This is a genomic window from Nocardiopsis halotolerans DSM 44410 (assembly GCF_000341065.1).
GTDB lineage: Bacteria > Actinomycetota > Actinomycetes > Streptosporangiales > Streptosporangiaceae > Nocardiopsis > Nocardiopsis halotolerans.
Genome location: NZ_ANAX01000266.1, coordinates 10,246 through 24,459 on the forward strand (window position 1 = coordinate 10,246; position 14,214 = coordinate 24,459).

General features: G+C 72.4%; 11 protein-coding genes (1 of these 11 only partly in view). 7 read left to right on the forward strand and 4 right to left on the reverse strand.

Annotated elements, in window-relative coordinates:
• A protein-coding gene (locus D455_RS0120560; protein ID WP_026122828.1) for a CDP-alcohol phosphatidyltransferase family protein crosses the window boundary here: on the forward strand, positions 1 to 252 show its 3' portion. It extends 552 nt beyond the left edge of the window; 252 of the gene's 804 nt are visible here — the last part of the coding sequence; its start codon lies beyond the left edge, outside the window; it ends in the stop codon at positions 250 to 252.
• A gap of 191 nt (positions 253 to 443) precedes the next feature.
• On the opposite strand, the gene hemQ is transcribed toward D455_RS0120560, so the two are convergent.
• Positions 444 to 1,163: a hydrogen peroxide-dependent heme synthase gene (gene hemQ / locus D455_RS0120565; RefSeq protein WP_017572577.1), complete on the reverse strand. Its 720-nt coding sequence runs from the start codon at positions 1,161 to 1,163 to the stop codon at positions 444 to 446.
• Positions 1,160 to 2,629: a protoporphyrinogen oxidase gene (gene hemG, locus D455_RS0120570; protein ID WP_017572578.1), complete on the reverse strand. Its 1,470-nt coding sequence runs from the start codon at positions 2,627 to 2,629 to the stop codon at positions 1,160 to 1,162. Before hemG ends, hemQ begins: the two co-directional genes overlap by 4 nt.
• Positions 2,630 to 2,910: 281 nt before the next feature.
• Between hemG and D455_RS31165 the strand changes: the two genes are divergently transcribed.
• Entirely contained in the window at positions 2,911 to 4,122 is a 1,212-nt protein-coding gene (locus D455_RS31165; RefSeq protein WP_051064678.1) for a DUF4349 domain-containing protein, read from the forward strand.
• 191 nt (positions 4,123 to 4,313) lie between these two features.
• On the opposite strand, the gene hemE is transcribed toward D455_RS31165, so the two are convergent.
• Entirely contained in the window at positions 4,314 to 5,339 is a 1,026-nt protein-coding gene (gene hemE / locus D455_RS0120580) for a uroporphyrinogen decarboxylase (protein WP_083922337.1), read from the reverse strand.
• Between the two features lie 320 nt (positions 5,340 to 5,659).
• Here hemE and D455_RS0120585 point away from each other — a divergent pair, with 320 nt between their 5' ends.
• The 3 genes from D455_RS0120585 to D455_RS0120595 all read left to right on the forward strand — a co-directional run bounded on the left by D455_RS0120585 (position 5,660) and on the right by D455_RS0120595 (position 8,822).
• Positions 5,660 to 6,235, forward strand: a complete 576-nt coding sequence (locus D455_RS0120585) for a DUF3000 domain-containing protein (protein WP_017572581.1) — start codon at positions 5,660 to 5,662, stop codon at positions 6,233 to 6,235.
• A 76-nt stretch (positions 6,236 to 6,311) separates the two neighbouring features.
• Positions 6,312 to 7,577, forward strand: a complete 1,266-nt coding sequence (locus D455_RS0120590) for an HRDC domain-containing protein (protein WP_017572582.1) — start codon at positions 6,312 to 6,314, stop codon at positions 7,575 to 7,577.
• A 198-nt stretch (positions 7,578 to 7,775) separates the two neighbouring features.
• Positions 7,776 to 8,822, forward strand: coding sequence for a tetratricopeptide repeat protein (locus D455_RS0120595; RefSeq protein WP_394296648.1), 1,047 nt, complete (start codon positions 7,776 to 7,778; stop codon positions 8,820 to 8,822).
• A gap of 88 nt (positions 8,823 to 8,910) precedes the next feature.
• On the opposite strand, the gene D455_RS0120600 is transcribed toward D455_RS0120595, so the two are convergent.
• Positions 8,911 to 10,692 (reverse strand): ABC transporter ATP-binding protein, encoded by a 1,782-nt coding sequence (locus D455_RS0120600; RefSeq protein WP_026122831.1) that lies wholly within the window; start codon positions 10,690 to 10,692, stop codon positions 8,911 to 8,913.
• 204 nt (positions 10,693 to 10,896) lie between these two features.
• Between D455_RS0120600 and D455_RS0120605 the strand changes: the two genes are divergently transcribed.
• Positions 10,897 to 12,096, forward strand: coding sequence for a thiolase family protein (locus D455_RS0120605; protein ID WP_026122832.1), 1,200 nt, complete (start codon positions 10,897 to 10,899; stop codon positions 12,094 to 12,096).
• Positions 12,093 to 14,186, forward strand: a complete 2,094-nt coding sequence (locus D455_RS0120610; RefSeq protein ID WP_017572586.1) for a 3-hydroxyacyl-CoA dehydrogenase NAD-binding domain-containing protein — start codon at positions 12,093 to 12,095, stop codon at positions 14,184 to 14,186. The genes D455_RS0120605 and D455_RS0120610 overlap by 4 nt, the downstream gene beginning before the upstream one ends.
• Positions 14,187 to 14,214 lie beyond the last annotated feature (28 nt).

Here is a 14,214-nt window from a genome sequence, read left to right on the forward strand (position 1 = left end):
GGGATGACGGCCGTGCTGCTCATCTCCTGGCTCATGGTGAGCCGGATGGAGTACCCCAAGCCGCGCGGGCGCAAGGCCTACGCGGTACTGGGCGTCCTGGCCGCCGGGGTCGCCCTCATGGCCGCCTGGGGCATGGGGCTGCCCGCGGGGCAGGCGCTCATCTACCTCATGAGCATCGCCGTCCTGGGCTTCATCCTCACGATCCCGTTCTACGTCCTGGCCACCCGGCGGACGGGCGTCCGACGGGACTGAACACACGACGCACGCGAAGGGGCGCCCCGGGGAAGGTCCTTCCCCGGGGCGCCCCCGTGTGTCCCCTGGTTCGCGTCCCCCGGTTCGGGCGCCCGAACGGGGGCCGTGTGCGGCGGCGGGACCGCCCGCCCCGACACGGAGCGCCTCCCAGCGCCTCCCGCGGGCGGAACGGGGGGCCGCACGACCCCCGGCTACGGCAGGGACTCGACCAGCTCGGCGACGCTCTTACGGCGACCGGTGTAGAAGGGCACCTCCTCGCGGGTGTGCAGACGGGCCTTGGCTCCGCGCAGGCGGCGCATCAGGTCCACGATGCGGTGCAGGTCGTCGGCCTCGAAGGCGAGCAGCCACTCGTAGTCGTTGAGGCCGAACGAGGACACCGTGTTGGCGCGCACGTCCGGGAAGGGCCCGGCCATCCTGCCGTGCTCGGCGAGCATCGCGCGGCGCTCGTCGTCGGGCAGCAGGTACCACTCGTAGGAGCGCACGAACGGGTACACGCACAGGTTCTCGCGCGGCTCCTCCCCCGCCATGAACGCGGGCACGTGGCCGCGGTTGAACTCGGCGGGTCGGTGCAGTCCCACGACCGACCAGACCGGGGTGCTCACCCGGCCGACGCGGGTGCGCCGGAAGGCGGTGTAGGTGTCCTGGACCTGCTCGGGGGTGTCGGCCACCCACCAGAACATGATGTCGGCGTCGGCGCGGAAGCCCTGGACGTCGTAGCTGCCCCGGGTGGTCACCCCCCGCTCGGCGGCCTTGTCCAGAAGCGTGCCCAGCTCGTCGGCCGCGGCGGCGCGGTCGACCCCGTCGAGGCTCCCGACCTTGAAGACCGACCACATGGTGTAACGGATGAGGGAGTTGGGGTCGGTACCGTCCTGGCCGTCCTGGCTGACGGATTCGTTCTGCTGGCCCGTCACGGGTTGACTCCTTGCTGATTCGTTCCGGCGGCCTCGTCGCCGCCGCTGGTCTGACTGTTGGTCGAAAGCGCGTCCACCAGACGCTCGGCCTGCTGGTGGGCGTCGGCGACGCATGCGGGAACCCCCACGCCGCCGTAGACCGCTCCGCACACCCCCAGGCCCGGGCTGCGGGCGACGTCGGCGCGCACGCGTTCGACGAGGGCGGCGTGGCCGACGGTGTACTGGGGCAGCCCCTCGGTCCAACGGGTGACCCTCGTCTGCACCGGTGTCCCGGACATACCGGTGACCGTGGCCAGGTCCCGTACGGCGGCCGCGGCCAGCTCCTCGTCGGAGCGCTCCAGGGCCGCGGTGTCGCCGAACCGGCCGATGGAGCAGCGCAGCACCACCAGGTCGTCGCCGGGGTTGACCCTGGCCAGCTCCTCGGCCAGCCAGGGCCACTTGTTGCTGGAGAAGGTGGCGGCCTTGATGGTGAGCCCCTCCCCCGCAGGGACGAGGAACCCCGTGCCGGTGAGCGGCTCGGGGAAGGCCGAGGCGGGCAGGGCGAGGGTCACCAGGGCCATGCTGGCGTACTCCACCCCGCGCAGGTCGCGGGAGGCACCGGGCGCGTGGTCGGCGAGCAGCCGGGAGGCCTCCGGCGCGGGGCAGGCGAGCAGGACGGCGTCGCAGGCGATGCGCTCGTTGCTGTCCAGGTGGACCCGCCATCCCTCGGGAAGGCGTCGCAGTGCGCGGACCCGGGAGCCCACGCGCAGACCGTCGGAGCACTCCCGGGCGAGGGCGCCGACGAGTTCGGCGACACCGCCGCGCAGGGAGGCGAACACCGGCCCGGGCCTGGTGGGCGCCGCTCCCCTGCCCCGGAGGCTGGTGTGCACGGCGTGCATCAGGGAACGGTCGCGGCGGGCCATGGGCGCGATCTGCGGGAGTGTGGACTCCAGGGAGAGCCGGTCGGCCCGGCCCGCGTACACCCCGCCCAGGAGGGGTTCGACGAGGCGGTCGACGACCTCGGGGCCCATGCGGGCTCCGACGTAGGCGGCGACGGACACGTCGTCCCGCACCGGCGTGCGCGGGAGCAGCAGGTCGAGTCCGGCGCGTGCGGTACCGGCCGGGGAGAGGACACCGCTGCGGGCGAGTGCGCGCAGGTCGCCGGGCACGCCCATGAGCTGTCCCTTGGGCAGGGGACGCACCCGTCCTCGGCTGTAGACGGCGGCCGCGCCGGGGCCGGGGTGCACCACGCGGTCGTCCAGACCGAGTTCGGAGAACAGGTCCAGGGCCTCGGGGCGGCGTGCGAGCACCGCCTCGGCACCCGCGTCGACGGACACCCCGGCCACGGGGGAGGCGCGCAGCTTCCCGCCCGGGGTGTCGGTGGCCTCCACCACGGTGACGGTCACGCCCAGACCCCTGAGACGGTGCGCGGCGGTGAGTCCGGAGACCCCGCCGCCGACCACGACGACGTGCGGTGCTTCAGGCATGTCTCCAGCTTCCCAGATGACGCGGGTCACAGTGATCCGCCGCCCCCACGACGCTCCGTGACATGGATCGCGTTCGGGCACGGTCCGGGCGCGGCGCGTGGTGACGGCGGTGGGCGCGCCTCCGGTCCGGGGTCCCGTCCTTGGCCTGGTGTCGGCGCCGGAACCGGGTCGGGGCGGGTCGGACCTGGGGTGTGGCGCCGTCCCACCGCGGGGACCGCCACCGTTGCCCGGTCGTTACCACACGCCGGAAACGGGTCCCCGACGGGGCACGTCCAAGGGGCATGGCTACTCCAGCATTCCCTCCGATCCGGCGTGTGGCCGGGACACTGCTCACCGCGGGCCTGGCGGCCCTCCTGGCCACCGGATGCTCCTCCCTCACCACCAGCGACGGCGGTGCGGGCTCCAACGAATCCGCCGCCGTCGCCCCCGACTCCCAGGGGCGAGCGCTCACCGAGGAGCAGGCCGACGGCCAGCAGGGCGGCGGTGAAAGCGGCGAGGAGGGCGGCGACGGGACGGGCGTCGGCTCCGACGTGGAGGTCGGCGACCGGCAACTGGTCCACACCGCCCACATGACGGTACGGGTCGACGACGTGCCCGAGGCGGTCGAGAGCGCCAAGGAGCTGACCCTGGACACGGGCGGCTACGTCGCCTCCGAGACGGTGTCCACGCCCCAGGGCGGCACCCCGGAGGGCACGCTGACGCTGCGCGTCCCCGGCGACGACTACGAGGGGGCGCTGGAGGACCTGTCGGCGCTGGGTGACCGGTCCAACCTGGAGCGGTCGGTGGAGGACGTCACCGAGGAGGTGGCGGACGTCGAGAGCCGCGTCGCTTCGGCCGAGGCCGCGCTGGAGACGCTGCGCGGTTATCTGGAGGAGGCCGAGAACGTCGAGGAGCTGCTCCAGGTCGAGGGCCAGATCCAGAACCGCCAGGCGGAACTGGAGGCCTTCCAGGCGCGGCTGGAGACGCTGCGCAACCAGACGACGTACTCGACGGTGCACCTGACCCTGGTGCCCCCGGAGACCTACCTGGAGGAGACCGGGAGCGACTCCGTCGGGTTCCTCGGCGGGCTGGAGCGCGGCTGGCGCGCGCTGGTGGCGTTCGGCGAGGGCGTCGCCGTGGCCGTGGGCTGGCTGCTGCCGTTCGTGGTGACCGTGGCCGTGCTGGGCGCGGGGCCGCTGTGGTGGTACCGCTCGCGCCGGGGCGGGCGCTCCCGTCGCGGCGGGGAGGACGGTGCGGAGTCGACGCGCTCCGTGGAGCGCGTCGGATCCGCCGGAGCGGGCGGGACCACCGGGTCCGACGGGAGCGGTCAGGGTACGGGCCCCGGAGCGGCGGCGCCTGACACGGCGGAGCCTGACGAGACGGCGCGCGGCACGGGACGCCCCGAGGCGCACCCGCGCGCGGACGGTGTTCCCGACCACGGTGGCACCTCCCCAGAGCCCGGGGAGGACCCGCCCGGCGGATCCGGGGAGGAGCCGCCGAAGGACGCGGGCTGACCCGTACGGCGCCCGTTCCCGGGAGGGACGGGCGCCGTCGTGGTCCGTGGGTCCGGGCCGGTGGGCGAAAACCGGAAGGGACCGGGAAGGACGGCGGCACGGTGCCGGCGGTGCCGCAGCGCCCCCTTTCCACTCCGTCGACCCCGATCCGGTGCCATCGCGGAAGAGGGCGGGAAGGACTACGACCCTCGCTAGACCGCGGTCTCCTCGTGGACGAACGCGGTGAGCCGCTGGAGCACGTCCGGGTCGGTGCTGGGCAGCACACCGTGGCCCAGGTTGAAGATGTGGCCGTCGGCGGCACGGCCCCGGGACAGGATGTCGCGGGTGCGCTCGGCGACGACCTCCCAGGGGGCGAACAGCGTGGCCGGGTCCAGGTTGCCCTGGAGGGCGGTGCCCGGCTGCACGCGCTGGACCGCCTTGTCCAGGGGAACGCGCCAGTCCACGCCCACGACGTCGGCTCCCGCCTCGCTGAGCAGGCCGAGCAGTTCACCGGTGCCCACGCCGAAGTGGATGCGCGGCACGTCCAGATCACCGAGCTGACCGAAGATCCACGAGGTGTAGGGCAGCACCGAGGCTCGGTAGTCCTCGGCGCTCAGCGCGCCCACCCAGGAGTCGAAGAGCTGGACGGCGCTGGCGCCCGCCGCGACCTGGGTCCGCAGGAAGCCCAGCGTGATGGTGGCCAGGCGGCGCATCAGCTCGTCCCACAGCTCGGGCTCGCCGTACATGAGCGCCTTGGTGTGCTCGTGGTTCTTGGAGGGACCGCCCTCGATGAGGTAGGAGGCCAGGGTGAACGGGGCGCCCGCGAAGCCGATGAGGGGCTTGTCACCCAGCTCACCGACCAGCTGTCCCACCGCCTCGGTGATGAAGGGCAGGTCGTCGGGCTCGATCTCGCGCAGCCGCTTGACACCGGTGGCGTCCCGGATCGGATCGGCGACCACGGGGCCGACCCCGGGCTTGATGTCCAGGTCGATACCGATGGCCTTGAGCGGGACGACGATGTCGCTGAAGAAGATCGCGGCGTCGACGTCGTGGCGGCGCACCGGCTGCATCGTGATCTCGGTGATCATGTCGGGGCGCGCACAGGCCTCAAGCATCGGCACGTCGGCGCGGACCCGTCGGTACTCGGGCAGGGAGCGCCCGGCCTGGCGCATGAACCACACCGGGGTGTGGGACACGGGAAGGCGCCGGCAGGCGCGGAGGAATGGAGAATCTTGCAGCGTCACCCCTCGATCGTGCCATGCCCTCCCCGCTGCTCCCACTCGGATCGCCGAACCCGTGACCCGTCCGGTCCGCGCGCGTGAGGCGGGGCGTCGGTGCGTCGGACCGTCGGGGGGCCGGGCGACACGCTCTGCGGCGGCACGGTTCCAAGATCATCACAAAACACCGACACGCCGGGCGAACTCCGACTCGCGGCCCGTGACTCATGCCACGGTCTTTCACGTGCCCACCCTCTTGCCTGTGGCGGGGAGGCGGAGCATGTCCAGACAACCCCCCGCCGAGACGTGATCACCCCAGAATGAAGGCTGACGTTTCCACCATGCCCGATGTCGGTAGCGCCGAGGACGCACACGAGACGTTCCGGCGAGCGGTCGAGGCCCTGCGCTCACCCCTCCTGCGCCCCGAGATCACCGTCCGGGAGATCCCCGCGCCCCAGCGACTCGCCCCCCACTCAGCCGCGGTCTCGGCCGAGGTGACCGTCCACGGAGAGGAGGTCGCCTGGGGGAGACTCATCGTGCTGTACGACCCCGAGGGCACCCGTGACTGGCCTGGGCCGTTCCGGCTGGTCTGCCAGGTCAACTCCGAACTGGAGTCGGAGATCGCGACCGACCCCCTCCTCGGTCCGGTCGCCTGGAGCTGGCTGACCGACGCCCTGGAGGCCGGCGGCGCCTCCCACCACACCCTGAGCGGCACGGTCACCCGCGCCACCACCGAGGGGTTCGGCACCAAGGCGGACCAGGGCGCCACCACCGAGGTGGAGATGCGTGCCTCCTGGACACCGGAGTCCGACGACCTGTCGGGGCACGTCCAGGCGTGGTCCGCGCTGCTGTCCTCCGCCGCGGGCCTGCCCCCGCTGGACGTCACCGACATCACCGGGAAGCGCTCCCGCCCCTGACCGGAGGGTTCCCCCACTCCGGATCCCCGAGCGGTCCGAATCCGCGTCCGGTGGCGACAGCGCATACCGTAGTGGTGTGGCGAACGCGTTGAACTCCAAGACAGAACCCCGCGAACCAGGCAACGACGACGACGCCGAAAGGGCCCCCCTACTGCGGGAACCGCGCGAGGGCCTGCCCGAGGTCACCTCCGACGCCGAAGCACTGGCCGGTGTGGTCGCCGCGATCTCCTCCGGGACCGGTCCCGTGGCGGTGGACGCCGAGCGCGCCTCCGGTTACCGCTACGGCCAGCGCGCCTATCTCGTACAGCTGCGACGCGAGGGATCGGGGTCGGCGCTGATCGACCCCGTCGCCTGTCCGGACCTGAGCGCGCTGAACGACGCCGTGGGCGACGCCGAGGTGGTCCTGCACGCCGCGCACCAGGACCTGCCCTGCCTGACCGAGGTCAACCTGCGCCCCAAGGAGCTGTTCGACACCGAGCTGGCCGGTCGGCTGCTGGGCTACCAGAGGGTCGGCCTGGGCTTCATGGTGGAACGGCTGCTCCACCTGCGGCTGGCCAAGGAGCACTCGGCCGTGGACTGGTCCCAGCGTCCGCTGCCCGAGGACTGGCTGCGGTACGCGGCCCTGGACGTGGAGATCCTCATCGACCTCCGGGACTCCCTGGAGACCGAACTGGAGGAGACGGGGAAGCTGGAGTGGGCCCGCGAGGAGTTCGCCGCGGTCCTGGCCGCACCGCCCAAGGAACCGCGCCCCGACCCCTGGCGGCGCACCTCGGGTATCCACCGCGTGCGCAACCAGCGCTCCCTGGCCGTCGTGCGCGAACTCTGGTACGAGCGCGACCGCGTCGCCCAGGAGCGGGACATCTCGCCCGGCCGCGTGCTGCCGGACGCGGCGATCGTGGAGGCGGCGACGGCCATGCCGCGCACCACGGCGGAGCTCGCCGGGATACGGCAGTTCGGGATCAAGCTGGCGCGGCGCTACCTGACCACGTGGATCAGGGCGGTCAACCGTGCACGGGACATGCCGCAGACGGAGCTGCCCCGCCCCAACGCCCCCGGTGACGGGCCTCCGCCGGTGAACCGGTGGGCGGACCGGGCCCCCGACGCGGCCCGGCGGCTGGAGGCTGCCCGGGCCACGGTCACGGGGATCGCCGAGGACGTCGTCATGCCGACCGAGAACCTCCTGCTTCCGGACACGGTGCGCCGGCTGGCGTGGGCGCCGCCGCAGACCGTGGACCCCGACTCCGTGGGGGTGTTCCTGCGTGAACGCGGAGCCCGGGAGTGGCAGGTCTCACTGACCGCGGAACCCCTGGCCACAGCGCTGCGAACCGCCGAGAAAGCGTAGCCTCTTACCCTCCTCTCACCCGATAAACCCAAACGTGAGCGAAGTCACCACCCCCTGGGGGCGGTTGATGCCTGTTCCGTAGCCCCGTGTCCGATTAAGTTATAGAAACGTGCCCTGAGGTTCCGGGTGCACGATGTCCAACGGGTGTGACGCCGCAGGCTTGGGGCCGCGGCGCGCGATCAGGGAAATGTGGTGATTGTGCTGTCGTTCTGGCGTGCGTTGCTGCGCGAGGCCGGGCTGACGGGGGCGGCCAGGACCCGGTCAGCCGATACCACTGTGCCCTCGCGCGAGGAACAACCCGTGGAGCCCGTGGAGCAGGTGACCGAGGTGCCCGTGCCGAGCCCGGCCCCGGTGGGCGGCGCGCCCACCGAGCCGCTGTCCCTGCCCCAGGAGCGGGAGTCCCTGTCCCAGGAGCGTGAGGAGGCGGCGACGCGTACGGTCACCGGGACCGCGCAGGCGCCCGTCCCCACCGCCGGGATGCGTGCCGCGTCCCTGGAGCGGACGCTGCGGTCCCTGGTGGAGCGTCTGGGCACCGAACACCCGGACACGATCACCGCACGCAACAACCTGGCGACCAAGTACGCGCAGATGGGGCGTCGGCAGGCCGCCGTCCAGCAGTTCGAGCTGACGCTGGCCGAGGCGGTGGCGGTCTTCGGCGAGGAGCACCCGCGCACCGAGATCATCCGCGAGAACCTGGCCTGGGCCTACGAGGACGCCGGCCGTCCCGCGGACGCGGCGGGGCAGTGGGAGATGCTGCTGCGTGAGCGCGAGCGCCAGTTCGGTTCCTCGGACGAGGACACCGTGGAGGCGCGCATGCGCCTGGCGGTCTGCTACCGGCGCAGCGGTCGCCTGGACGCGGCCGTGGCGCACTACGAACGGGCCATCGAGGACGTGGCCTCGACCCAGCGCCGCGAGGAGCTGCGGCTGGGGCTGAGCGCCGCGCAGAGCATGTCGGGGCGCTACGAGGACGCCATCGCGCAGCTGCGGATGGTCCTGGCCGGACGGCGCCGCCGCCTGGGCAAGGGGCACCTGGACACCCTGACGGTGCACCACCGGCTGGGACGCGCCTACACGCAGGCGGGCCGTCCCGACGACGCGGCGGAGGTGCTGCGCGACGCCTACCGGGTGGCGCTGAACTCCTCCGGCGACCCGGAGGTGCGGCGGCTGACCCTGCGGCTGCGCCGCGACCTGGCGGGGGCCTACAACGCCGCGGGCCGCCACCGCGAGGCCAGCGCCCTGCTGTAGCCCGCCGCGGTCCGCGGGACCGCCGGGTCGGGCGGCGACCGGAACACCGTTCCGTGGGCCGGGGGTTCACCCCCGGCCCACGGGCGTGTCAGGACGCGGTGAGCAACTGCCCGGCGGCCAGGTCACGGTAGAGCCCGTCCGTGGCCACCAGTTCCTCGTGGGTGCCCACGGCGCGGACCCGCCCGGCGTCCATGACCACGATCCGGTCGGCGCTGGTGACCGTGGACAGCCGGTGCGCCACCACGATGACGTTGGTGTGGCGGGCGGCGTCGAGCATGACCTCCTTGAGTGCGCCCTCGTTGGCGGCGTCCAGCTGGGAGGTGGCCTCGTCCATCAACAGCAGCCTGGGGCGCCGGAGCAGGGCGCGGGCGATGGCCACCCGCTGGCGTTCCCCTCCGGAGATCGTCACGCCCCGGTGGCCGATCGCGCTGTCCAGCCCCTCGGGCAGGCGGGAGACCAGGTCGCTCAGGCGGGCGCGGCGCACGGTCTCCTCCAGTTCCTCCCCGGTGGCCTCCGGAGCGGCCATGAGCAGGTTCTCCCGCAGGGTGCCGTCCAGTACCGGGGCGTCCTGTTCGACGTAGCCGATCTGGGCGCGCAGCGCCGCGAGCGGCCACTCGCACACGTCGGTGCCGTCCAGGCGGACGCTGCCGGAGGTGGCGTCGTAGAACCTCTCCACCAGGGAGAAGACGGTGGTCTTGCCCGCGCCGGAGGGACCGACCAGGGCGGTGAGCCCGGATCCGGAGGCCTCGAAGCTCACACCGTGGTGCACCGTCGGCAGGTCGGGGTGGTACCGGAAGACGACGTCGTCGAAGACGACCGAGGCGGGGTTCCCGGGGCTTCCGGCGGGCGCGGTGCCGGGGCTGGTGTCCTCCCGGTCCAGGTCGGCGACCTCGTCCACCCGGCGCACGGCCGCCAGCCCGGTCTGGAGCTCGGTCGCGGACTGCGTCAGGGTGCTGATGGGCTCCATGAGGTAGAAGAGCAGCAACAGGAAGGCGATGAGGGAGGAGACGGGCAACTCCCCGGCCGCCACGCGTCCCCCGCCGACGGCGAGGATGCTCAGGAAGGCGATGTTGACGGCCAGCCACGTGGCGGTGCCAGACACGGCCGTCCACCCGGCCACCGCCACGCCCCTGCGCCAGGACTCCACCGCGGCGGCGTCCAGCCGGGCGGTCTCGGCCTCCTCCGAGGAGGAGGCCTTGACGGTGCGGAAGGCGCCGAAGATCCGCTCCAGACGCGAGCCCATCTCGCCGAGCGCGGCCTGGGCCGCCTGCGTGGCGGCGCCGATCCGGGGCAGGACCACGCCCATCAGCAGGGCGACCACGATGATCATCCCGGCCGCGACCAGGAACAGGAGCCAGTCCAGCACGGCCATGACCACGATGCCGCCGAGCAGGAGCACGGTGCTGGTGAACAGGTTGGTGATGCCGCTGGTGGCGACGGTGCGCAGCAGGGTGGTGTCGGCGGTCAGACGGGCCACGAGGTCGCCCGGTTTGAGGCGGTCGACCTCGGCCACGCGCAGCCGGACCAGACGGCCGACCAGGTTCCGGCGCACCCCGAGCACGACGCTCTGACCGGTGCGCTCCAGCAGGAAGGCGCCCAGGGCCCCGACGAGGGCGCCCCCGAGGATGACGGCGGTCAGGGTCAGGACCGGGCCGAGGATGGGGTCCCCCGCGGCGAGGGCGTCGATGACGTACTTGGCCAGGAGGGGCTGGGCCAGGCTGGTGACACCGCCCAGGAAGGTGAGTACCGCGCCCAGGACGAGCACGCGCCAGTGGGGGCTGGCGTGTTCCCACAGCCGCCGCAGCGGCGCCTTGGGCGCCGATCGGAGCCGCGCCGCGTGGCCTGGGTCCCGCGCGTCCGGACATGCCACGGGCCACCCCCGATGTCGTTCCTGCCCTGGAATGCACGCCAAGCCAACCGCGTGCGGGACGGCGGCGGCAACCGCCGATGGTTGTGGTTCTCCCTGAGCCGCGACCCCGGGAAAATTCCGGGGTCACATGCTCGCACCAGTTGTTACTGGCGAGTAGCATGGACGCGACGAGTCCATCCACCCCTTGGAGAAGGAGGGGCCATCGTGCCGCGAACTGCCCGCGATGTCGTGTTTGTCGACGGGGTCCGCACCCCGTTCGGCAAGTCAGGCAAGGGCCTCTACGCCGAGACGCGCGCCGACGACCTGGTCGTGCGCGTCATCCGCGAACTGATGCGCCGCAACCCCGGTCTGCCCGCCGAGCGCGTCGACGAGGTCGCCATCGCCGCCACCACCCAGATCGGTGACCAGGGCCTGACGATCGGGCGCAGCGCCGCGATCCTCGCCGGACTGCCCAGCAGCGTCCCCGGCTACGCCATCGACCGCATGTGCGCCGGTGCGCTCACCGCCGTCACCACCTCCGGCGCGGGCATCTCCTTCGGCGCCTACGACGTGGTCATCGCTGGCGGCGTCGAGCACATGGGGCGCCACCCCATGGGCGAGGGCGTCGACCCCAACCCGCGCTTCCTCTCCGAGAAGCTCGTGGACCCGTCCGCGCTGGTCATGGGCAACACCGCCGAGAACCTGCACGACCGCTTCCCCTCCATCACCAAGGAGCGCGCCGACGCCTACGCGGTACGCAGCCAGGAGAAGGTCGCCAAGGCCTACGCCGACGGCAAGATCCAGCCCGACCTGGTCGAGGTGCTCGTCCGCTCCCTGGAACAGGGCTACGGCCTGGCCACCCAGGACGAGCCGCCGCGGCCCGGCACCACCATGGAGTCGCTGGCCGGCCTGAAGACCCCGTTCCGCGCGCACGGCAACGTGACGCCCGGCAACGCCGCCGGTCTCAACGACGGCGCCACCGGCGCGATCCTGGCCGCCGAGGACGTGGCCCAGGACCTGGGCCTCACCTCCCGGATGCGCCTGGTCGACTTCTCCTTCGCCGGTGTGGAGCCCGAGGTCATGGGCGTGGGCCCGGTCCCGGCCACCGAGAAGCTGTTCGCCCGCCAGGGCATCTCGATGGACGACATCGGCCTCATCGAGATCAACGAGGCCTTCGCCGTGCAGGTGCTGGCCTTCCTGGAGCACTTCGGCCTCGCCGACGACGACGCCCGCGTCAACCCCTGGGGCGGCGCCATCGCCCTCGGCCACCCGCTGGCCTCCTCGGGCGTGCGCCTGATGATGCAGCTCGCGCGTCACTTCGACGAGCGTCCCGACGTCCGCTACGGCCTGACCACCATGTGCGTCGGCATGGGCATGGGCGGAACCGTCCTGTGGGAGAACACCAACTACGAGGGGGGCAAGTGAGCACCGCGATCGAGCAAGCTCGGGAGCTGTTCAGCGACGAGGTCGTCACCAACGCGATCTCCCGTGACGTCGAACTCCCCTACGGTGCGGGTACCGCCGTCCTGATCACCCTGGACAACGGGCACGACCACACCAAGCCCAACACCTTCGGCCCCGGCGGGCTGCTCAGCCTGGACGCGGCGATCGAGGCGGCCAGGGCGCGCACCGACATCGTGGCCGTGGCCGTCACCGGCAAGCCGTTCATCTTCGCCGTGGGCGCGGACCTGACCGGCGTCCCGGCCCTCCAGAACCGCGAGCAGGCGCACGCCATCGGCAAGCTGGGCCACGACGTGTTCCGCAAGCTCGGCGAGCTGGACGTGCCGACCTTCGCGCTGGTCAACGGCGCGGCCATGGGCGGCGGTGTGGAGGTGGCGCTGCACTGCACCTACCGCACCATCTCCTCGGGCGTCCCGGCGCTGTCGCTGCCCGAGACCTTCCTCGGCCTGGTACCCGGCTGGGGCGGCACCTACCTGCTGCCCAACCTGGTCGGCGCCGAGAAGGCCCTCAAGGTCATCATCGACAACCCGCTCGCCCAGAACAAGGTGCTCAAGGGCACGCAGGCCTTCGAGATGGGCATCGCCGACGCGATGTTCGAGCCCGCCGACTTCGTCGAGGAGTCCCTGCGCTGGGCCGCGAAGGTCGTCAAGGGCGACGTCACGGTCGAGCGCCCGGAGGTCGACAGGGGCGAGGCCTGGGACAACGCGGTCAACATGGCCCGGTTCACCCTGGAGGGCAAGCTGCACGGCGCCGCACCGGCGCCGGTCCGCGCGGTCGAGCTGGTCGCCGAGGCGAGGAACCGCACGCGCGACGAGGGCTTCGCCGCCGAGGACGACGCCCTGGCCGACCTGATCATGAGCGACGAGCTCAAGGCGGGCCTGTACGCGTTCGACCTGGTGCAGAAGCGCGCCAAGCGCCCCGCGGGCGCCCCGGACAAGTCGCTGGCCCGCAAGGTCACCAAGGTCGGCGTCGTCGGCGCCGGTCTGATGGCCGGTCAGCTGGCGCTGCTGTTCGCCCGCCGCCTGGACGTGCCGGTCGTCATGACCGACCTGGACCAGGAGCGCCTGGACAAGGGCGTGGCCTACGTGCACGGCGAGGTCGACAAGCTGCTGGGCAAGGGCCGGATCAGCGCCGACAAGGCCAACCACCTCAAGGCCCTGGTGTCCGGTTCGCTGACCAAGGACGCCTTCTCCGACGCCGACTTCGTCATCGAGGCCGTGTTCGAGAAGATGGAGGTCAAGAAGCAGGTGTTCGCCGAGGTGGAGGCCGTGGTCTCCCCCGAGGCCATCCTGGCCACCAACACCTCCTCACTGTCCATCACCGAGATGGCCTCCGAGCTCCGGCACCCCGAACGGGTCGTGGGCTTCCACTTCTTCAACCCGGTCGCGGTCCTGCCGCTGCTGGAGATCATCCGCGGCGAGCGGACCGACGAGGCCTCCCTGGCCACGGCCTTCGCCGTCAGCAAGAAGCTGAAGAAGACCTCGGTTCTGTGCAAGGACGCCCCGGCGTTCGTGGTCAACCGCCTGCTCACCCTGTTCATGGGTGAGGTCCTGGCCGCCGTCGGCGAGGGCACCGAGCCCGAGGTGGCCGACCGCGCGGTGGCGCCGCTGGGCCTGCCGATGTCGCCGCTGATGCTGCTCCAGCTGGTGGGTCCGGCGGTCGCGCTGCACGTGTCCGAGACGCTGCACGAGGCGTTCCCGGAGCGCTTCGCGGTCTCCGCCGAGCTGGGTGAGATCGTCAAGGAGGGCAGGACGGAGATCTTCGCCCCGGACTTCACCATCGACCCCGAGGTGAAGAAGCTGCTCAGCGGTGGCGACAGCCCGTCCGAGGAGAGCCAGATCCTGGACCGGGCGCTGCGCGCGCTGGCCCGGGAGATCCGGATCATGCTGGACGAGGGCGTGGTGGCCGAGGCCGCCGACATCGACCTGTGCCTGATCACCGGCGCGGGCTGGCCGTTCCACACGGGCGGCATCACCCCGTACCTGGACAAGGTCGGGGTGTCGGAGGCCGTGAACGGCAAGCGGTTCCACGAGGGCGACCCGAAGGCGCTCTAGCCTTCGCGAAACCTCGCGGCGGGGCCGG

Coding starts and splice junctions, on each gene's coding strand:
- hemG (WP_017572578.1), bottom strand. CDS start 2,629: ATGCCTGAAGCACCGCACGTCGTCGTGGTCGGCGGCGGGGTCTCCGGA.
- D455_RS31165 (WP_051064678.1), top strand. CDS start 2,911: ATGGCTACTCCAGCATTCCCTCCGATCCGGCGTGTGGCCGGGACACTG.
- D455_RS0120585 (WP_017572581.1), top strand. CDS start 5,660: ATGCCCGATGTCGGTAGCGCCGAGGACGCACACGAGACGTTCCGGCGA.